General features: G+C 64.7%; 18 protein-coding genes. 9 read left to right on the top strand and 9 right to left on the bottom strand.

Annotated elements, in window-relative coordinates; translation table 11 throughout:
- The first annotated feature begins 242 nt into the window (after positions 1–242).
- Together QGN31_RS21965 and QGN31_RS21960 are read left to right on the top strand one after the other, a co-directional pair.
- Positions 243–875 (top strand): TetR family transcriptional regulator, encoded by a 633-nt coding sequence (locus tag QGN31_RS21965; protein WP_012396376.1) that lies wholly within the window; start codon positions 243–245, stop codon positions 873–875.
- Positions 876–920: 45 nt separating this feature from the next.
- Positions 921–1343 carry a DUF6188 family protein gene (locus QGN31_RS21960; RefSeq protein ID WP_012396375.1) on the top strand — a complete coding sequence of 141 codons (423 nt, stop codon included), beginning with the start codon at positions 921–923 and terminating at the stop codon, positions 1341–1343.
- 115 nt (positions 1344–1458) lie between these two features.
- Here the strand turns inward: QGN31_RS21960 and QGN31_RS21955 are convergent, their stop codons facing one another.
- Both QGN31_RS21955 and QGN31_RS21950 read right to left on the bottom strand, forming a co-directional pair.
- Complete coding sequence (locus QGN31_RS21955) at positions 1459–2352, bottom strand: alpha/beta fold hydrolase (RefSeq protein WP_014941273.1); 894 nt, start codon at positions 2350–2352, stop codon at positions 1459–1461.
- A 14-nt stretch (positions 2353–2366) separates the two neighbouring features.
- On the bottom strand, positions 2367–5435 hold the full coding sequence (locus QGN31_RS21950) for an MMPL/RND family transporter (RefSeq protein WP_012396373.1): 3069 nt from the start codon (positions 5433–5435) through the stop codon (positions 2367–2369).
- An 800-nt stretch (positions 5436–6235) separates the two neighbouring features.
- On the opposite strand from QGN31_RS21950, the gene QGN31_RS21945 reads away from it, so the two are divergent.
- Positions 6236–6922, top strand: a complete 687-nt coding sequence (locus QGN31_RS21945) for a TetR/AcrR family transcriptional regulator (RefSeq protein WP_012396371.1) — start codon at positions 6236–6238, stop codon at positions 6920–6922.
- Positions 6923–6934: 12 nt separating this feature from the next.
- Here QGN31_RS21945 and QGN31_RS21940 read toward each other — a convergent pair whose 3' ends face one another.
- Complete coding sequence (locus QGN31_RS21940) at positions 6935–8128, bottom strand: cytochrome P450 (protein ID WP_031349045.1); 1194 nt, start codon at positions 8126–8128, stop codon at positions 6935–6937.
- 66 nt (positions 8129–8194) lie between these two features.
- Between QGN31_RS21940 and QGN31_RS21935 the strand changes: the two genes are divergently transcribed.
- Entirely contained in the window at positions 8195–8776 is a 582-nt protein-coding gene (locus tag QGN31_RS21935; protein WP_012396369.1) for a TetR/AcrR family transcriptional regulator, read from the top strand.
- A gap of 425 nt (positions 8777–9201) precedes the next feature.
- On the opposite strand, the gene QGN31_RS21930 is transcribed toward QGN31_RS21935, so the two are convergent.
- Together QGN31_RS21930 and QGN31_RS21925 are read right to left on the bottom strand one after the other, a co-directional pair.
- The gene (locus tag QGN31_RS21930) at positions 9202–9543 is read right to left on the bottom strand and encodes a hypothetical protein (protein ID WP_012396368.1); all 342 of its coding nucleotides are present in this window, start codon (positions 9541–9543) and stop codon (positions 9202–9204) included.
- Positions 9544–9596: 53 nt separating this feature from the next.
- On the bottom strand, positions 9597–10250 hold the full coding sequence (locus QGN31_RS21925; RefSeq protein ID WP_012396367.1) for a CAAX amino protease: 654 nt from the start codon (positions 10248–10250) through the stop codon (positions 9597–9599).
- Positions 10251–10449: 199 nt separating this feature from the next.
- On the opposite strand from QGN31_RS21925, the gene QGN31_RS21920 reads away from it, so the two are divergent.
- Positions 10450–10890, top strand: a complete 441-nt coding sequence (locus QGN31_RS21920; protein ID WP_012396366.1) for a hypothetical protein — start codon at positions 10450–10452, stop codon at positions 10888–10890.
- On the opposite strand, the gene QGN31_RS21915 is transcribed toward QGN31_RS21920, so the two are convergent.
- The 3 genes from QGN31_RS21915 to QGN31_RS21905 all read right to left on the bottom strand — a co-directional run bounded on the left by QGN31_RS21915 (position 10869) and on the right by QGN31_RS21905 (position 14301).
- The gene (locus tag QGN31_RS21915) at positions 10869–12371 is read right to left on the bottom strand and encodes a rolling circle replication-associated protein (protein WP_012396365.1); all 1503 of its coding nucleotides are present in this window, start codon (positions 12369–12371) and stop codon (positions 10869–10871) included. The two genes, QGN31_RS21920 and QGN31_RS21915, sit on opposite strands and share 22 nt — an antisense overlap.
- A gap of 376 nt (positions 12372–12747) precedes the next feature.
- Positions 12748–13587 carry a mycofactocin-coupled SDR family oxidoreductase gene (locus QGN31_RS21910; protein WP_008253525.1) on the bottom strand — a complete coding sequence of 280 codons (840 nt, stop codon included), beginning with the start codon at positions 13585–13587 and terminating at the stop codon, positions 12748–12750.
- Between the two features lie 159 nt (positions 13588–13746).
- Positions 13747–14301, bottom strand: a complete 555-nt coding sequence (locus QGN31_RS21905; RefSeq protein WP_085978361.1) for a TetR/AcrR family transcriptional regulator — start codon at positions 14299–14301, stop codon at positions 13747–13749.
- 186 nt (positions 14302–14487) lie between these two features.
- On the opposite strand from QGN31_RS21905, the gene QGN31_RS21900 reads away from it, so the two are divergent.
- Complete coding sequence (locus QGN31_RS21900) at positions 14488–14688, top strand: ferredoxin (RefSeq protein WP_043954421.1); 201 nt, start codon at positions 14488–14490, stop codon at positions 14686–14688.
- Between the two features lie 40 nt (positions 14689–14728).
- Positions 14729–16009, top strand: a complete 1281-nt coding sequence (locus QGN31_RS21895) for a cytochrome P450 (RefSeq protein ID WP_014941280.1) — start codon at positions 14729–14731, stop codon at positions 16007–16009.
- Here the strand turns inward: QGN31_RS21895 and pdxR are convergent.
- Positions 15993–17378, bottom strand: a complete 1386-nt coding sequence (gene pdxR / locus QGN31_RS21890) for a MocR-like pyridoxine biosynthesis transcription factor PdxR (protein ID WP_043954423.1) — start codon at positions 17376–17378, stop codon at positions 15993–15995. The genes QGN31_RS21895 and pdxR overlap by 17 nt on opposite strands.
- A 115-nt stretch (positions 17379–17493) precedes the next feature.
- Between pdxR and QGN31_RS21885 the strand changes: the two genes are divergently transcribed.
- Both QGN31_RS21885 and QGN31_RS21880 read left to right on the top strand, forming a co-directional pair.
- Positions 17494–18381, top strand: coding sequence for a class I SAM-dependent methyltransferase (locus QGN31_RS21885; RefSeq protein WP_043954425.1), 888 nt, complete (start codon positions 17494–17496; stop codon positions 18379–18381).
- Positions 18382–18439: 58 nt separating this feature from the next.
- The gene (locus QGN31_RS21880; RefSeq protein ID WP_026071469.1) at positions 18440–19147 is read left to right on the top strand and encodes a M15 family metallopeptidase; all 708 of its coding nucleotides are present in this window, start codon (positions 18440–18442) and stop codon (positions 19145–19147) included.
- Positions 19148–19177 lie beyond the last annotated feature (30 nt).

Below are 19177 nucleotides of genomic sequence, written 5' to 3'. Positions count from 1 at the left end.
GGAATGGCGGTCGCCTCACGAATATTCGCGAGTAGCCGCGGCCACAGGTGCCCGCCAATCGGGCTCAGGTTTCACACCGGCTCGGCATGGCGCAAATTCGGCGCTGGCTATATCGGTCGCCAAACAGTGCGCTCGTGCCTGCCGTTCTCGGTGCTGTCCGGGTTGTCGACATTCCGCTGAGAAGTGGCGCTCCGCAAGCCTCAGGTTGCTAGGTCCATCCCCCAGTAGAGGTCTGTGTCTTGTTGGCTGAGGTAGAGGCCGCGATGTCTCGTCCAGGGGCACACACCGCGAGCAGCGCAGCAGTCCTCGACGCCACCCGGGCGGTCGCAACGTTGGGCGGCTTCAAGGCGGTCCACTTCAAATCGGTCGCCAAGCAAGCCGGCGTCACGGTCGGGTCGGTGTATGACCATTTCACGTCGAAGACCCACCTGCTGGTGACGCTGCTCGCCCGCGAGTTCGTGCGCCTGGATGAAGAACGCGACTGGAGCACGTGTGCGGCGTCCCCGATTCGGCGAGTGGAATCCTTGACTCGGCGGCTTCACGACGAATGGCAGCAAAATGTGAAGCTCACCGAGGCCGTGGTTCGCGCATTCGTTACTGCTGGCACCGATGAAGCTCTGGCGGCCCAACATGCCGCCGATCTGATCGAAAGCATGCTGGCGCGGGCACTGAGTGGCGGTACGGAAGGAATCCACGAGCGACAGATCGCAGGGCTCATCGCTGATATCTGGCTGGCCAACTTGATGGCCTTCGTCGGCGGCCGGGCAACAGCGGAGCAGACACGCGAGTGCATCGACGGAGCTATGCGACTTGTTCTTGATGTGGGCGGGCGCCAACGATCTCTAGCAATACCGACAGTATCGCTGCGATACTAGAAGTCTTATAAGTGTGGCTCCGCTGACGTGTCGAAGGGAGCGGCTATGCCTGCACAATGGATCGAGCAGTGCACTGTTCAGCGAGTCTCACTGCAAGGTGGCCTGGTACTCGACCTCGACGATTACAGCGAGCTCGTAATCTCCCGTCCGATGCGGCTGACGCTTCCTGCAGTAGGAGCCTGGCCCGAGGAAGAGGTGTTGATCGACCCCGCCCACCTTTCGCCGGAAGAGCGGACGTTGTTGGACCTTGCCGGAGCGGTATGCACGCGGGCCTGGTTCGACGATGACGGGTCGCTCCATCTCGGGTTCTCCCGCGGACACCGCATCGATGTCCTCCCAGATGCAGCAGCGACCGCGTGGGAACTCTATGGCAAAGGCCATGGCTACATGGCGTGTCTGCCTCGGGGCCGAGTCCGAGCGGTTCGGCACGACCTTTCTGCCGAAGACGACGACTTAGATACTACGTAAATCACTACATGCGGGGCGTAGGGAACAATCTGGAGCGCTTAGTCGTAATGGCAGCCGGATTCGTCGAATTCAACGAGATCAATAGCAGGGCGGGCCGTGTCCATTGATTGGATCTTCATGTCATCCCCATTGTGCGGTCGAGGAAGTCGGTGACCGCGGCGGTGAACGCGTCGTTGTTGTCGCCGGCAACCATGTGACCGGTCCCGGTGACGTCCGTCGTTTCGGCGTGTGGGACGAGCTGGAGGAATTCGTTGACGGTGTCCTGGGAGACGACGTCTGACAGTGCGCCGCGTACTAGCAGCGTTGGGGCCGTGATTCGACGTGCTGCGTCGGCGAGAAATCCACTGATGGCGTCGAACTCCTCGCTGCCGGTCATGAGATTGCCTTGCAGGACATCGAAGTTGGAGCTGATGAAGGCGGGGTCCCAGCGCCAGATCCATCGCCCGTCGCTCCGTTGGCGCAGAACCTTGTGCAGGCCGTCGAGATTTTCGGGTCGCGCGCGGCGTGGGTTGTATTCGGCGATGACATCGGCGGCGTCATCGAGCGTGCCGAATCCGTCGGGGTGTGCGGCCATGAATGACACGATGCGATGGGCCCCATCAAATTCCATTCGTGGGGTGATGTCGACCAGGACAACGGCTGCCCAGAGGTCGGGTGGGGCCAGCAGGTGGGTAGCGAGGATGATCAGCCCGCCCAGCGACGCGCCGACGACGGCGGGGGGACTGTCGGGGCTGACGTGGTCTCGTACCGAGATCAGATCGGATACGAACCGTTCGACGTCGTATTGTCCGCTGGGGTCCCAGTCGCTGTCGCCGTGACCTCGTGTGTCGTAGGCGACGACGGTGTAGCCGTGGGAATGGAGTCGGCGAGCGGTGGTGGCCCATGCGTGACGGTTCTGACCGCCGCCGTGGAGCAGCAACACGACGGGGCGAGTCGCGGCGTGGCGGTAGCAATCGGCCACGAGGGTGATCCCGTCGCTGGTGCGGATGCGCCCCTGGCTAATCGTCATGTGGTCCGATGTGGTCAGCCGTTGTGAGTCAGGGGTTTCCGTTGCGGCCACCAGCTCGCTTCGCGCAGCAGGGTGGCGATCGCGGGAACGGTGAGGGTGCGAACGACGAAGGTATCCAGTAGTAGGCCGCAGCCGATGATGAATCCGGCTTGGATCATGATCGCGATGGAGCCGGCGATCAGGCCGAACATGCTGGCGGCGAAGATGAGCCCGGCCGAAGTGATGACTGAGCCGGTGTTTGCGACGGTTCGCAGGACGCCGACGCGAATGTTGTGGGCAGATTCTTCGCGTAGTCGCGAGATGAGCAGCATGTTGTAGTCGGCGCCGACGGCGACCAGGATGATGAACGCCAGAAGCGGTACGGGCCAGGCGATTTCCTTGCCAAGGCCATATTGAAAGACGAGGGTTCCCAGTCCGAGCGCGGCGCCGTAGTTGAGCACGACGGTACCCAACAGGTAGAGCGGGGCGACCAGGGCGCGCAGCAATACGACCAAGATGAGGCCGACGATGACGAGGGTCGCAAAGGCCAGCTGATGAAAGTCGGCGGAAAGCAGGCGTTGGATGTCGGAGTTGACGGCGGGGAATCCGGCCATCGACACCGTGGCGTTGGCCAGCGAGGTGTTGGGTCGTGCGGCATCGGCGACCTCGGTGATTTTGTGGGCGAGGTTCATCGCGTCGCTGCTGTAGGGGTCGTAACTGGATTCGATGGCGAAACGTGCGGTTTTTCCGTCGGGTGACAGGAAATGCTTTGCAACGTCGGCGAATTGGCGGTTCTCGAAGGCATTGGTGGGCAGGTAGAAGCCGCTGGCGTTGTCGGAGCCGGCGGTGGTTCGTGCGGAATTCTGCAGTTGGGTGGCGATTTGGCTCATGCCTGACAGCATTTCGATGTTGCTGTCGGCGAGTGTATGCACGCCGGTGGCGAGCGCCTGTGCGCCGGAGGCGAGTTGGCTGATGCCGCTTTGGAGGCGGCGGATGTTGCCGGCCAGGTCGGCGGGGTCGCCGAGCGCTCCGAAAGTCTTGTCCAGCGACGTGATTGTGTTTTGGACGTCGGCCACGGTGCCGGCCGCGGTGTCGCTGCCGGGCTGGTACAGGTCGCCGAGGTTGGCGAGCTGGTTGAAGAAGCCGGTATGGCGCAGGGTCACCAGGATCTGGACCTGGTCGCGGAGTTGGGTGCATTCCGGTGTGGTCGCACACCACGGGGAGGTGTTGAGCGCACCGACGAGCGGGTCGATGGCGGCGATCGCGTTTTGGGCCTGGTCGGCTTGCTGGCGCAGTCCCGGACCGGTTCGGATGGCTTGGTCGACGGCCGGGGCGGTAGCCGAAAGCTGCTGTAGCAGCGGACGGAACCGCTGGACTTGGGATCCACTGGATTGGGCTTGGGTGAGGAGTCCGGTCAACGGGGTCAACGCGGTGCGCAAGGTGGTGTCCAGTTGCGCGAGACCGCCGGCGAGTTGGTCGGCGCCGTGGGTGAGTTTGGCCAGGTCATCCTTGTGTGCGTCGCCCTTGGCGACCGCGCCGGCCATCTTGTCGCCAATCTCGCCGTTTTGCCACGACAGTTGAGCCTGGTCCAGACGCGCGCCCGTCGGCCGGGTGACACCGGAGACCTTGGTGACGCCGGGCAGTTGCGAGACCCGAGAGGCCATTTCATCCAGGTCGGCCAGGGCCTTGCTGGTGCGCATATCGGTGGGCGATTCGACGACCATGAATTCGGTGACGATGGCGTCCTTGCGAAAGTGCCTGTCCAGCAGTCGATATCCCTCATTGCTGGCCGTGGTCGCCGGCTGTCCTCGGCGATCGTCGTAGCTGATGTGCATAGTCAGCGCGACGGCTGCCAGGCCTAGCACCAGCGCCAGACTGGCGACCAATAGCGGCACGGGTCGACGGACCACCGCCACGGCGATCCAGTTCCAGTAGCGGCGAGTGCGATCTGCCTTGGGTTCACCGATGCCGCGTTTGGCCGCCAGCGCCAACACCGGGGGAAATAACGTCACCGTGGCCGCGAATCCGACAAAGACGGCGATAGCGCACGCCGGACCCAACGCGGCGAACACGCTCAACTTCGCGAACACCATGGCCAGAAACGCAAACGCCACGGTGGCGGCCGAAGCCAAAATCACGCGCCCGATGGTGGCGGTCGCGTTGATCACCGACAGATCCGGCGGAACGTTTTGGCGTCGCTGCTCGTGATATCGGCTGATCAAAAACACCGAATAATCGGTGCCGGCACCCAGCAGGATCACCGTCATGAAGGCGATGGTGAACTGCGATACCGGCATGCCCGATTCGCCCAACGCCGATAGCACTCCGCGCCCCACTGCCAGGCTTACACCGATGACCAGCAGTGGCAGCAAGGCGGTAAACACCGACCGATACACGACCAGCAAGATCATTGCGATCAGGCCTGCCGTCGCGATCGAGATGACAACCAAATCCTCTTCGGCCGAGGCGATTTGATCGTGGAAGGTGGCTGGGGGCCCGGTGACGCGAACATTGGTGGGTGAGCCGCTGAATGCTTGGGCGGCGATCGTGCGGACCGCCTGGACCGATTCGGCAGCTTTGACATCGCCCAACGTTCCGGCCACTCCCACCGGTACATACCAGGCTTTGCCGTCTTGGCTGACTGCCTGGCTTGCGGTGACGGGGTCGGCCAACAAGTCTTGAACCAGGCGTACGTGCTCCGAGTCGGCACGCAATCGCGAAATCATGGTGTTGTAGCGCTGGCGCACCGGCGCAGTCAGGCCCGCCGGATCCTCCATCGCGACAAATATCGTTGTCTTGGATCCCTGCTCGCCGAAGGCCGCGCCCATGCGGTCTACCGTCTGCAGCGATGGCGCATCGCGCGGTATGAGATTCACCGACTGCTGTCTAACAACGGTTTCCAGCTGCGGGAACAGCACCGCCAGGGCGGCGGCGGTCACCACCCACATGCCGATGATCAGCACCTTATGCCGGATGCTGAAACCCGCCAGGCGGGCCAGCCGATCGCTGTATGCGCCCTCACCGGCCGCCACTTTTTGCAGTCGCTCCCGAACGGGGCGACTCAAGGTCGCCACACCCGAAGAAACCCACCCGTAATCCGCCATCCCCCGCCCCGCTACCTCAAAAGAAACCAACGGTATCGCAACAGTACTACTAGTACCCTTCCGCCTGCCCGGCAAAACTGCCACCGGTGACCGAATCACTCCGATCGCCGCCGCGCAACCAGCAGCTTCGGGCGGTGGCCAACGCGCCGTCGACTGTCCAGCATGTCCGGTATAGCGATACGTGATCCCTTTGCGCACAGTTGATTTGGCAATAACGATGCACTCCGCACTGTGATAGTTTCATCAACGGCGCAGGCGAAATCCCAGCCGGGATATCAACCTGATTGGCTCCTCGCGCACGTGGTCATACATTTCCCGGTTCATCAACTCGTCGTCCAAGTAAGAGCACGAGCGAGGGGGGTAGTGACGGGGACGAACGCGGCCTTGGTCGTCGACCGGCGGCCGTGGGTGTAGGCGCCGGGTGATAGCGCGGCGGGCCAGCCTGAAATCGCGAACCCCGAGCGCCCACACATGCGTCTTGGTTAGCGCAAGCGCGACATTCATCGCCGACCAGCCCCGCCCGAGTGCACGATTCCCCCTCGCGCCCGCCGGCAGAGTTCGTTCGTCCGCCACACGAATCGGCCTGTGGTAGCCACGCCCTGGGGCTGCTCAACCCGGGATTGTCCGACCCACTGCCCGATCATGCTCCCTCCTTCCCCGCACAGACCCCTACAAGAAAGGGTACTAGTAGTAGCGCTACGCTACTATAGGTAGCATTAGTTGCCTAGAGTCCAGATCAATCGACCGATGCAGGGGCGATTCGGTGCGGGCTGGGTACGCGTGAGGTTTACGGTGACTACGTGGAGCGTGACACCCTGGAATTCCCGGTCGACGACGATGACGACGTTGACCCGCGCCGGCTGCGCTCACGAACCCGGCTCTTGGATGCGGCCACCAAACTCCTGAGCGCCGGCGGCATCGAAGCCGTCACCATCGATGCCGTCACCAAGGCCTCCAAAGTCGCGCGGACGACCCTGTACCGCCACTTCAGCAGCTCCACCCAACTGCTGGCCGCCACATTTGAGCGGCTCCTGCCGCAAGTCCACCCGCCACCGGCGACGGGATCTATGCGCGACCAACTCATCGAACTGTTGAGCCGACAGGCCACGCTGTTCCAGGAAGCCCCGCTGCATGTCACCACCCTGGCTTGGGTCGCGCTTGGCCCAACACCCGACGGCACCCAGGAAACCCAGGACCGACACGCGCTGCGCGCGCGGATCATCGACCAATATCGACAACCGTTCGTTGCCCTGTTGCAAAGCCCCGAAGCTCGCGCCGACCTGGATGACTTCGACATGGAGCTGATCCTGTGTCAACTCATCGGGCCTGTGGCGTTCGCCCGCCTCACCGGGCTGCGTGCCATCGATCGTCAAGACTGCGAGCGCATCGTCGATGACTTCCTCGTCGCGCACCGCCGCCAGGCAGATAAACCCGCACAGCGGGCCGTCAGCCGTAAACCAGTTTCGCGCCGCAGCGGCTCCGACTAGCCTGCAGCGCGGCTAATTCGCCGACCACGAGATCGGCAACGACAGATAACCTCGGATGGGGCCCGACCGCAGGCGTTGCGCGCGCTCTAGGTCGACCTCCCAGTTGGGCACCCGGGCCAGCAGGGCACGCAACGCAATCCGGGCCTCCATCCGCGCTAACGACGCGCCGAGGCAGAAGTGAATGCCCCTGCCGAATGCCACTTGGTGTTCGGGTTTGCGCCCGATATCAAATACGTCGGGATCGGCGAACACGCGTTCGTCACGATTAGCCGAGCCGAACAACAACAGCACCGATTCACCGGCGGACATCCTGACGCCATGCACTGTGACGTCGCGGGTCAACGTTCGCGAAAGTCCTTGCGCCGGTGAGTCATACCGCAGCAACTCCTCAACGGCTGCCCCGAGCAAGCTCTCATCGCCAGCCAGCTGGCGGCGGGTGTCGCGATAGTCGGCCAGTACCACCGCGGCGTTGGCCAGCAGATTCGACGTCGTCTCATGACCCGCGATCAGCAGCAGCAGGCAAAAGCCAAGCAGTTCGTCGTCACTGAGGTGCTTTCCGTCGATCTCGGCACACACCAACGCTGACATCAAGTCGTCGCGCGGTTGGCGGCGGCGGTCGGCGAGGAAATCGGTGAAGTACCCATAGATCGCGGCCGCGGCTGCCAAAGCCTCGCCGGTCTCGCCGTGGGTGGGATTGGATTGCACCAGCGCGTTCGACCATTGCCGAAATTGTGTGCGGTCCTCGCGCGGCACACCGAGCAAATCAGCGATCACCATCGCTGGTAGTACAGCTGCGAAGTCGGCGACGAAATCGGCCGAACCTGCTTCCTGTATTAGGCCGCCCGTCAAGTGATCAGCGAGGTCCTCGATCGCGGACGTCAGCGCCGCGATTCGGCGTGGTGTGAAGGCTTTGCTCACCAATGCCCGCAGCTGATCGTGTCGCGGGGGATCCATCAAAATCATCATCGGCAGCAGCGATTCGCGAAAAGTCGAGCCCGGCGGAGTCGGAAATACTCCGTCGACCGACGAGTAGCTGTGATGGTCCAGCAGCGCGCTGATGACATCTGCGTGGCGACTCAGTACCCACGTGTTGGTATCGGTGGCGTGGTAGACGGGTGCGTCGTCGCGTAGCTGCCGGTAGACGGGGTAGGGGTCATCCTGAATTTCCGGGTCAAAGGGGTCGTAGCGAAGTTGTACGGTCGACATGAGCGTCTCCTGCCACATTGCAGAACACCGGTTTAGACTGAGAGTTTAAACCGAGGGGAGGACTTTATGCGTAAGATTCCCGCTCAGATTTCCGAACGGTTGCCGGCTGCGGCCGAACTCTTTGCCGAGCGCGGACTCAACGACACAAAGATCGAAGACGTGGCCGCGACCACGGGCATCGCCAAGGCCACGCTCTACTACTACTTCGCCGGTAAAGAAGAAATACTCGCCTTCCTGCTCGAAGACGTCCTACAACACGTCGCGGACGAGGTCACCGCGATCGTCGAGGCAGACGGCACCGCCGCCCAACGCCTGCACACCGTCATCAATGCTCAACTGCGCGTGATGGCCCAGCGGCCCGCGGTCTGTCGCGCCCTCATCGGGGAACTGGGCCGCGCCGCCCGCATGCCCGCCATCGCGGACATGATCACCACTGCCTACTTCGAACCCGTCGAGACCTTGCTTCGGGCGGGTGCCGCCGACGGCTCACTCGTGGCACTCGACAAACCCAGAGCTGCCGCCATCGCCCTATTCGGTGCGGTCACGATCAGCGCACTGACCTACCTCATCACCGACGATGCGCTCAACGAAGAGCTAATCGCGCGAACAATCCACGACGTCGCGTTTATCGGCTTACGGCCACGCTAGCTGCCCCTGGGGGACCAATCTGGGACCGGCAAGCCCGGCACGACATCTCGCAGGAATACCGCGGGTTCGGAATACGTCCACCCGACCAACACGAGCAACGGCGGCAGGATTTCACAGCGCACTGGCTGCTGTGTAGCGGACGAGGGACTGTGTGGCTATGGCTGACCTGCGCCTGCTGTCCCTCATGAAGGACGGGATACGCACGTCATTGGCAATCTACGCCGGTCAGATATGCCCTACCCGAGACTGCCTAGCGGACGCAGGGCGATTCGGCAATTACAACCGCCAATGTGCCTGCAGCAGAACACACTTCACACGTTCAATGATGCCACACTAAGAGTGGCTGAGCAGAGCCAGCGCAACACCCAATGCCTAGCGCTACTAACTCGTTTTCCCATCTTTGTGGCGGATCCGCCATTTCTACGTCACGAAGTTTGGAAATCCGCCACGTAAAACTGGAACCTACAGTGGTCGTGGCGCCAGCGGGTGAGCTGGTCGTGGAATGCTACCGCCTTCTCTCCTCCAGATACTCTCAGCAACTCGTCATGGGCAAGCTTGCGCTTCTTGTCGCTGAACGCCATGCGCCCATAGGTGATGACCGCAGACTCCCACAGAGCGCGCCGTGTGAAGGCGTTGGCGGCGGTCTCCGGTAGGTTTTGACGTTCATGCAGGACCATATCGGCGCGGAGAAGGTCCAGCCACAGAGATCCCCACTTTCGGAGTCGATTCGCTTCGCTGGTGGGCAGCTCCACCTGAACGTCCGTCATGCCACGATCACACCATCACAGGGCCGACTTCTGGCCTTCGCCGCGACAGTTGGCTATGGCCGGTTCCGAATGATGGTTTCGACGGTGCTCGTTGCATCGATGTGTTGGGCAAGCTCCGCCGATATGTATCGGGCGTGACCGCGGATTCGGCGGATTATCTCGCGCCCCGAACGAGCGGTCGCCGGCTCATGATGAGCAACCCGATTGCGGGCCTTCAAAAGGTCACTCAAACCATTGTGCAGTTGCACGCGGTGGGTTCCGCTGGGGTAAGCGTGTGCTAGATGCGGCAGCCAGACGAGAGGTTCGTGCCGACGTGACGTTAGGAAGACCCAGAAACCGAACGTTAGCTCGGCAATCACCTTGCCGGCCGGCGCCGCGTTCCCGCCAGCATTGTCACGCGCAGTGGCGATGTCGCGATGCGTTCGTGCGTTCCCGGCCACACTTCGGGGGAACAGGTGATCGGCCGAAGTGCTGTCGAGCCAGTGGATGTCGCCACCTGCGACCGCCCCCTTTAGAGCGGTGTCATACATGTTTCGGAGTCCGACCTCCAGGTGGGCGAAGTCGTGCAGCAGGGCAGCGTTCAGGCTGGTGCTCCATTCGTACAACGCCAAGGCACGAGACCTGTCGTGGCCCGCCATTCTCAAGTAGGTTGCGAACCGGTCGGAACTAAACCAGCTCTCGACCCAAGGCCCGTACGGCACCGCCATGCAGGCAGTCAACCACGGCGTTGCTGGTCGACACGGCGGCCGTGTAGAATCCTCTACATAAAGGCCAGAGTTGCATCCCCAGGGATGTTCTGGTTGAGAATTCAGAAGAGCCCGGTATTCGACCCTCGCGGTCGACCCGGGTTCTTTGCTATTTGGTCGAGGGGCCCCCGCGTTCGTCATCGTCCATACGGTGGCCAGCATGACGGCCACCCTGGCGGTCGTTCATGCCTACACTTTGGGGATGGTTCGAGAACTCTGGCCCACGCCGCCCGGCCAGCCCACTGAACCCGGTGTCCCTGACTTCGCGCGTTGGGGCGACTCGGCACCCTTCGTCGCACAGGCCGAATATCTGCATGCGCAAATGTGCACGTTGTCGCTCGACATTGATGCCTTCGGAGCCGATGTGGGCGATCCCGCGGTGGTCAACTGGGTTGTCAATCGGCTGGCTGGCACAGGTTTGACGATCGCCGACATCGTCCGTTCTTTGTCTACGAGGCTGAACTGGGCGATTATCAACCCCAATCACGCTCTCGAAGTGATGGAGGCGTTCGACAGAGCTCGTCATGCCTTCACCGAAGCCTGCGGCGCGGCTCAAGCCGCCACCGAGGCGTTGCGCAATCACACGCAATTGCCGGGGTGAGGTGCCGCAAGCGTGTTAACCGCCGTGCCAAGTAACGCTGTCGCGAGTCGGGATGCGAACGCCGGCCCGTCATTCACTAGCGCGTATCCGCCGGCGACGCCGCCTTGGTTGCAGAAGGCTCGTCGTCGTCGCACCCTCCGATGAGTCACGGCACCGGTGTTCCGACCAACACGTGGGACCAGCCGAGTGGCCGTGCGCGGCACGACGGCGGTGGGGAAGCTGCTGGCAGGATTGCTGTAGATCGCTTGGCTACGTGACCACCGCCGCACGATTCGGCGCGCTGCCAGGTACGCGTCCTGGGCGATCTCGACGACCGCGATGGCCTTTTTGAGTCCGTAGACGCCCCAGAACCTTCCGGGACCACGTCCGGGCTGCTGCCACAACTCAGGCACGACATGCTGGTATTCCTTGTCGCCCAACGTATTCGGCGAAGAATGTTTGGTGAAGTAAATGGCCAGGCGCTTGGGATCGCACGCACGCAATCCGTTGAGGATGTCGATCCCCGTGCCGGCGAGCAAGTGACGCGCGCGTTGTTCCGGATCTGGATGGCCGACAATGTTTGCCCATTCCTGCGACAGCCAGTCTCGGAACGTGCGACCTGATCGCCCCACAGCGGGCGGCGGAGTCATCCACAAGTGAATGTGTGGTGCGCCGCGGCGTTGAAATTCGAGCTTCCAGATATAGCGGGCCGGTTCACCCCATTCGCGTTGAAACCGCTTGCGCCACAAGGCCATATGTCGTTTCACACTGGCGCCGTCTGGCGCAACGGATTGCCATTCGCCTGGGTAGGTCAGGGTCACCATCGCTGGCACACGGCCGCATTCCACCAGCGGTGTGTAGTCGAGCTCGGCGAAGGTGCGGCACATCGCGGCACGAGATTTGCGAGACCATTCCGTGATCGCTCGCCCAGGCGGGTTGGACATGTTACGGCCCGTCTTTATGCGGTCCTCCTCGGCGGCCACATCCAGCCGGTGACGGTCGACTGACCGCTCCGATGCCTTCTCCGCACGCACAGGACTGGTCCAGCCGAGGCGGACTACACCGGGGCCGATCGTGATCCGGAACCGGCCGGACTCCGGTTCCACCCCGAGACGGTCTTGCCCGTCTGCCCATGGCTGTGCCGGCTCAAACAGCGCTGCCGCCGAGGCCACCAAGTCGGAGCTCGGGAACCGCAGCCCCAGCGCATCTGCGGCCGACAGTTCCGCATCGGCGCCGCCCTCGATGCTGTCGCGGACACTTTTGGCACATATAACAAGCCCGTTGGTCCCAGCCGGAACACCGTCTACGTCGCTCCCACCGTCCGACCGACCGCTACCGCTCTCGCGCCCTCCGGCCGTGCCGGCCTCGGGCCCTCGCGGTCTACCGGCGTCCGCGACTCCGTCCGTGTTCCGGCTGGCCGTTCGGGTCGTGCCCGGGCGAAGAGTGGGTCGCTCCGCAATCGCGCTCGTTGAATGCGCGCTCGACCTCGTGATGCTGGGCATCGGGTGCCTGCTCCCCGGGAGCCCGCGGCGCGCGTCCCTGGGTGACGGGCGATGATGGGTTCCCTGACGGGAGTGCTGTCACCGTGTCCGGTTCTTGTCCGATCGTCGGACGAGCACCCTGCGTCAGACGCGCTCAGCGCGCCGTATTTGACGTATGGGTGTCGTTAAGCCGCAGGCCAGCGGCCGTTCCGCCCACCTGAAAAGCGGAAGGTCGGCGGTTCGATCCCGCCCCTGGCCACCACGATGGTGATCACCAATCGATCGTTTGACCCGTCGGCTGCATGGACGGTCGCCAAGTGCCAGCAGGCCCCGTGGGCGCTGCTGGCGGGCGGTCGACGACCACGGCGGGCTGGGCCGCCATTGATGGGCGAAGCCCTTACTTGAGCATGCTCCCGGCATCGACGGTGACCGGAAGACCTGTGATGTAACGCGATTCGTCGGAAGCCAGGAACAGCACCGCGTTGCTGATGTCCACCGGCTCGACCCAGCCGACCGGCAGCACGTGCATGAACTGCGCGGCCACCTTGAGGTCATCCGGGCCGGGATTCTTCAGGTCGGGCCGGAACAGCTTCATCGTCCCCTCGTTCATGAACATGGGCGTGTTCACGTTGGTGGGGTGCACCGAGTTCACCCGAATGAAGTGCTCGCCGAGTTCGACGGCGAAGGTGCGCATCAGGCCGACTACGCCGTGCTTGGCGGCGATGTAGTGACCGGTGTGCGGGTAGGCCTTGAGGCCGCCGACCGAGCTGGTCAGAATGATCGAGCCGCCCTGGCCCTGGGAAATCAGGTGCGGCACACCGGCTTTGACGGTTTTCCAGACGCCGGAAAGGTTGACGTCGATCATGTCGCGCCAGTCATCTTCGCTGGTTTTGTCCAAAGTCTGGCCGCCGTTGCCGATTCCGGCGTTGGCGCAGATGATGTCCAACCGGCCCAGCTGCTCGACGCCGCTGTCCACCGCCGCTTTCAGCGCGTCGTAATCGCGAACGTCGACCTCGGCGGTCACGATGCGGCGGTTCAGGCCCTTGATGAGGTCGGCCGTCTCGGCCAGGTCATCGGGCGTCGACGGCGGGATCTCGCTGCTGCTACTGATCGGCGTGCAGATGTCGACCGCGATGATGTCGGCACCTTCCTGCGCCAGGCGCACCGCGTGGCTGCGGCCCTGGCCGCGAGCCGCCCCGGTGATGAACGCGACCTTGCCCTCAACTCTTCCACCCATGACTGCACCTCACCTAGACGTGGCCGAGAATTCTTTGTCGATCGATCAGGAAGGTTGGCATCATTCGTGCGCAGTGTCAACAGACGTGTGCCCGACCGCCCGCTCGGTGGCCGGGATGCGGAAACGGTCCTGTCGCCGCTGCGGTGGCGCCGGCCGGTGCTAGCGGCCAAGCGTGGACGCGGCCGCGGGCGCCTTAAGCAGGGCCATCTGGCGTTCGGCGAACGCGCGCAGCTCGTCGTGTCCCTGGGTGACGCCGACGGCGCTCTCGTTGCACAGGCTGCGGGCCACCTGCGCGATCAGCATCGAGATCGCGACCGGGGGATATTCCTCGAGATCGACTCCGTTGGCGCGTAGCACCATGGTGACGGCCGCGGTCTCGATGTCACGAACGCGCTCGGCGTAGGCCTTGAGTTCGGCGCCAATTGCCTTGCGGTGGTTGGCCAATGCCATGAACTCGGCGTTGAGTGCGGTCACCGCCGTGTCGCTGTTCATCGCCCACAGCGCTCGCAGCGGGTCGTCCTCGGATAGCAGGGCGCGCATGCGCGTCAGCGCGGTCTCGGCACCGGCGCGCAGCACCTCGACGAACAGGTCGTCCATCGTGGGGAAGTAGTAATAGACCAGTGCCTGCTTGACGCCGGCCTCGGCGGCGACCCGCCGGGAGGTGGCCGCGGCATAGCCTTCCTCGCGCATGATGCGGGCGGTGGCCTCGATCAGCTTGCTGCGCGCGCCGGCGTCGGGGTTCCGCTTGGGTTGGCGCGCCGCCGCGCGGTTGGGTGCGCCGGCTTTGCTTGACCGGCCCGCGCGATCCGTGGTAGGCATACCGCATCCTAACAATTTGGTCGATCGATCAGTTTGTGGAGCGGCAAACAAGGGATTGGAGGGCCGGTGACGACGGCTCGCATGCATGTGCGGGTGGATCCGCGCCTGTGTGAGGCGCATGCCCTCTGCGTGGAGATTGCCCCCGAGGTTTTCGAGCTGGGTGACGACGTCGCGACCTGCGACGAGCAACCGGCTGAAGCGTTGCGCCACAGCGTGGAGGCGGCCGTGGCCGCCTGTCCGCGCCAGGCCATCAGCGCCGTCGCCGGCGACGCATCAGCGTGATGCACTGCGCTTTTCGGTGCCAGGAAAAGGAATTGGACTCATGACCGATCTCGCCAACGTCGACTACTTCACCGACGCCGACGTCGCGCAAGACCCCTACGACTACTGGGATTACCTGCGCAACCAGGGACCGGTGTTCCGCGAACCGCACTACGGGGTCGTGGCCGTCACCGGCTACCAGGAGGTGCAGGCGGCCTTCAAAGACGTCGACTCGTTTTCCGCGGTCAACGCGATCGGTGGTCCGTTCCCGCCGTTGCCGTTCACCCCGGAAGGCGACGACATCAGTGAGCAGATCGAGGCGCATCGCCACGAGTTCCCGATCTTCGAGCACATGGTCGTCATGGACCCGCCCGAGCACGACAAGGCGCGCTCACTACTCGGCCGGCTGCTGACCCCGCGCCGTCTGCAGGAAAACAAGGACTACATCTGGCAATTGGCCGACCGGCAATTCGACGAGTTCATCGCCAACTGCCACTGCGAGTTCCTCAGCGAGTACGCGAAGCCGTTCGCCACCCTGGCGATCGCCGATCTGCTCGGGGTTCCCGACGAGGACCGCCCGGAGATCCGCCGCAATCTCGGGGCCGGCAATGCGCCGGGCGCCCGAGTGGGCGCGCTGGATCACGAACCGGTGGGCAGCAATCCATTGCAGTACCTCGACGACCTGTTCAGCGCCTACATCACCGACCGGCGACGGCAACCCCGCGAAGACGTGCTGACCGGCCTGGCCACCGCCACGTACCCCGACGGCTCGGTCCCGCCGCTGTTGGAGGTCGTCCGGCCGGCGACGTTCCTGTTCGCGGCCGGGCAGGAGACCGTGACCAAACTGCTGAGCTCGGCGGTGCAGGTCCTCGGCGACGAACCTGAGCTGCAAGAGCGGCTGCGTTCAGATCGAAGCTTGATCGGCACGTTCATCGAGGAGGCACTGCGCATGCAGAGCCCCACCAAGGTGGACTTCCGGCTGGCACGGAAGACCACCACCCTGGGCGGGGTGCACATCCCGGCCGGCACCGTCCTCATGCTCTGTCTGGGTGCGGCCAACCGCGATCCGCGAAAGTTCGACAATCCCAACGAGTTCCGGCCCGATCGGAAGAACGTGCGCGAGCACATCGCATTCGGTCGCGGCATTCACACGTGCGCGGGCGCGCCGCTGGCGCGGGTGGAGGGACAGATCACCATCAACCGCCTCCTGGACCGCACCCGCGAATTCAGGATCAGCGAGGCCAAGCACGGATCGCCCAGTGGCCGTCAGTACCACTACGAGCCGACGTTCCTGCTGCGCGGCCTGACGGAGTTGCACATCGACTTCATCCCGGCCGACTGACGCCCGAGACGGCGGACATCAACTCTCCCAAACGGGCCAGGGCGGTGGTGTATTCGTGTTCGGGCGGTGTCCCGTACCCGATGATGATTCCGTCTCTGCGGCGGCCCGTGCCGTGCCAGAACCGGGTCAGCCCGGTGAGGGCGATGTCGCGTCCGCGCGCCGCGCTCAACACCTCGGCCTCCGAAATGCCCTCGGGCAGCGCGACAACGGCGTGCAGGCCGGCCGAGATGCCCAACACCGGCATCCCGGGGGCGCAGCGGCCGAGGGTAACGACGAGGGCGTCGCGGCGGTTGCGGTAACGCCGCCGCATCCGCCGGATGTGCCGATCGAGCGCTCCGGATTCGATCAACTCCGCGAACGTCAGCTGCGCGAGCACGTCGGTTCCGCGATCGGCGCGGCGCTTGGTTTCGACCACCCCGTCGACCAACGCGGCGGGTAACGCGAGCCAGCCGAGGCGGAGGCCGGGCGCCAGGCTCTTGCTGGCGCTGCCGGCGTAGACGACGTGTTCGGGTGCCAGGCCCTGCAGCGCGCCCACGGGGTGCCGGTCGTAGCGAAATTCCCCGTCGTAGTCGTCCTCGATCAGATACACGCCCCGGGTCGCGGCGATGTGCGCGAACTCGGTGCGCCGGTCGGCGTCGAGTGTCGCCCCGAGCGGGGCCTGGTGTGCCGGGGTGAGCACCGCCGCGGCGACGGCCGTATTGAATCCCTCGGGCCGCGCACCCCCGTGGTCGACGTCGAGGGGCTCGACGGTGAGCCCGCTCGCCGCCACCGTCGCGCGATGGTCGGGCAGGCAGGGATTCTCGAGCGCGATCGACTGGGCTCCGCCGTTGGCCAGCGCCTCGCACACCAGGCGGAGCCCCTGGGTGAACCCGCTGCAGACGACGATGTGCTCGCCGGTGGTGAGCACCCCCCGCACTCGACCCAGGTAGTTGGCCAGCGCCGCGCGCAAGCGCGGTGACCCGCGCGGGTCCGCCGGCCCCAGTTCGGCGTGGGGGGTGGCCTCGAGGACTCGGCGCAACGCGCGTAACCATTCGGCGCGCGGGAACATGCTGAGGTCCGGGCGCCCGAGGCGAAAATCGGCCGCGTAGCGCTGGGTAACCCGCATCGATTCGATCGGTGCCTGAACGTGCGGTCCGCCCGCCACCTGGGTGGCCGCGCCTGGACGGGTCCGGAGGTATCCCTCGGCCGCCAGTTGCGTGTAGACCTCGACGACGGTGCCGCGGGCAAGCCCGAGCTGTGTGGCGAGGGCACGCGAGGACGGCAGCGCCTCGCCCGCGGCGAGGCGTCCACCCCGGATGGCTTGTCGCAGAGCGGCTTCGAGCGCCGCACGCCGGCCCCGACCCGGGGGAAGGTCGAGGTGCAGGTCCACTCCGATATCGCGACTGGTCCACGAATTCGGCATCGAATTGGACCTTACCGATGGGCCGGTGGGGTGGATAGCGTCAACACCGGGTGTTTGGTGCAAAGGGGAGACGATGGTTGATGTGGGCGCTCGGCGCCTCGATCGCGCGGCGAGTTGGACCGCCGAAGTCAATGCGTTTCAACGCGCTGCGGAAACGCTGCGGCCACCGGGGCCGCGGCTCGTGGAGGACACGTACTCCCGACATTTCGTCAAACACCCCGCATTGCGCGCCATGTTGGTTCATCGGTGCGCCGCCGACGCCGCTCTTCGGATATTTGACCACCTGTGGGGAGGCCTGCACGCCCACATCGCGCTTCGGGTGCGCTACGTCGACGACGCATGTGAGGCCGCGATCGCCGCGGGGATCGGCCAACTCGTGCTGCTGGGCGCGGGCTTCGACACCACCAGCCTTCGCCGCGCGGGGACCCCGGTGACGATCTTCGAGGTCGACGCGCCAACCACTCAAGCGCACAAGCGCCCGGTCGTCGAGCGGCTGTTGACGCCGCGGCACAGCTGCCGAATCCATTGGGTCGCCTGCGATTTGGAACGGGACGCGCTGCGCGAAGCACTACTGGCCGCCGGCTTCGACCCCAACCAGCCCGCCCTCGTGGTGTGGCTCGGCGTCACTCCCTACCTGACCCGCGGCGCCATCGACGCGACCCTCGCCGACCTCGCCGGCCTGTGCACCCCGGGGAGTCGCCTCGTCCTGGACCACATCGCCGCGGGCGTCGTCACCGCCGACACCCCGTGGAAGAGCGCGGGCCGGATCACCCGGATGGTGGCCCGGCGCGGCGAACCGTATCGCAGCGACTTCACCGAGGCCGACCTGACCGCCACATTGGCAGCGCACGGATTCGAGCTGCGCGACCACGCGACCGTGCCCGCGCTGTTGCGCCGCTACGACCCGTCGCGCGCAAGCCGGCTCGCGGACGACGACTGGCTCGCCGTCGCGACGGCAGAACGCGAATGAGGCGCGCCCCGAGGGCCAGATAACCCGACGCGGACCGATCAACCGGGACAATGGCCCAATGCGTCGCGCAGGGGTGCTCAGGCTGGCCGCTTTCGCACTCATCCTGGGATGCGGCCAGGCCTGGGGCACCCCGCGTGCCTCGGCGGGTCCCGACGTGCCGCCGGTCAGCGACGCCGCGCGGGCGGCCGGCTTCGTCGACGTCCGCACCGTCGTTCCCGACGCCGTGCTCGATCTGCGCTACGCGACGACCAACAACTTCACCCACACGCAGCTGTATCCGTCCGACGCCAGATGCCTTGTGCACCAATCGATGGCCCCCGGGCTCGCCGCCGCGGCCGGCGCGCTGCGACCGCAGGGCCACCTCCTGGTCTTCTGGGACTGCTATCGGCCGCATGACGTCCAGGTCAAGATGTTCAGCCTGGTCCCCAACCCCGCCTGGGTGGCACGACCTGGCCAATATGCGCGCAGCCATGAGTCGGGACGCTCGGTCGACGTGACGTTCACGACGCCGCAACAGCCCTGCACGTCGGGACTACACGCGGGTGGGCTGTGCCTGGCCGACATGGGCACCGACTTCGACGACTTCACCTCTCGGGCAACGGCGTTCAACACGCAGGGCATCAGCGCCGACGCGACGGCGAATCGAGCCGCGCTGCGCAACGCCATGAACTATGGCGGCCTGAAGGTGTATTCGGGCGAATGGTGGCATTTCGACGGTCCGGGCGCGGGTCTCGACCTCCCGATTCTCAACGTCCCCGTCGACTAGCTGTCTCATATAGCGAGACACATGTTTCAT

Origin of the sequence: Mycobacterium sp. 2-64 (genome assembly GCF_035918375.1) — a bacterium.
GTDB classification, from domain to species: domain Bacteria; phylum Actinomycetota; class Actinomycetes; order Mycobacteriales; family Mycobacteriaceae; genus Mycobacterium; species Mycobacterium intracellulare.
Note: the sequence above shows the minus strand (reverse complement) of the source record. Positions and strands in the feature narration are given on the sequence as shown.

Coding starts and splice junctions, on each gene's coding strand:
- QGN31_RS21960 (WP_012396375.1), top strand. CDS start 921: ATGCCTGCACAATGGATCGAGCAGTGCACTGTTCAGCGAGTCTCACTG.
- QGN31_RS21955 (WP_014941273.1), bottom strand. CDS start 2,352: ATGACGATTAGCCAGGGGCGCATCCGCACCAGCGACGGGATCACCCTC.
- QGN31_RS21950 (WP_012396373.1), bottom strand. CDS start 5,435: ATGGCGGATTACGGGTGGGTTTCTTCGGGTGTGGCGACCTTGAGTCGC.
- QGN31_RS21940 (WP_031349045.1), bottom strand. CDS start 8,128: ATGTCGACCGTACAACTTCGCTACGACCCCTTTGACCCGGAAATTCAG.
- QGN31_RS21935 (WP_012396369.1), top strand. CDS start 8,195: ATGCGTAAGATTCCCGCTCAGATTTCCGAACGGTTGCCGGCTGCGGCC.
- QGN31_RS21930 (WP_012396368.1), bottom strand. CDS start 9,543: ATGACGGACGTTCAGGTGGAGCTGCCCACCAGCGAAGCGAATCGACTC.
- QGN31_RS21925 (WP_012396367.1), bottom strand. CDS start 10,250: ATGGCGGTGCCGTACGGGCCTTGGGTCGAGAGCTGGTTTAGTTCCGAC.
- QGN31_RS21920 (WP_012396366.1), top strand. CDS start 10,450: ATGACGGCCACCCTGGCGGTCGTTCATGCCTACACTTTGGGGATGGTT.
- QGN31_RS21915 (WP_012396365.1), bottom strand. CDS start 12,371: ATGCCCAGCATCACGAGGTCGAGCGCGCATTCAACGAGCGCGATTGCG.
- QGN31_RS21910 (WP_008253525.1), bottom strand. CDS start 13,587: ATGGGTGGAAGAGTTGAGGGCAAGGTCGCGTTCATCACCGGGGCGGCT.
- QGN31_RS21900 (WP_043954421.1), top strand. CDS start 14,488: ATGCATGTGCGGGTGGATCCGCGCCTGTGTGAGGCGCATGCCCTCTGC.
- QGN31_RS21895 (WP_014941280.1), top strand. CDS start 14,729: ATGACCGATCTCGCCAACGTCGACTACTTCACCGACGCCGACGTCGCG.
- QGN31_RS21880 (WP_026071469.1), top strand. CDS start 18,440: ATGCGTCGCGCAGGGGTGCTCAGGCTGGCCGCTTTCGCACTCATCCTG.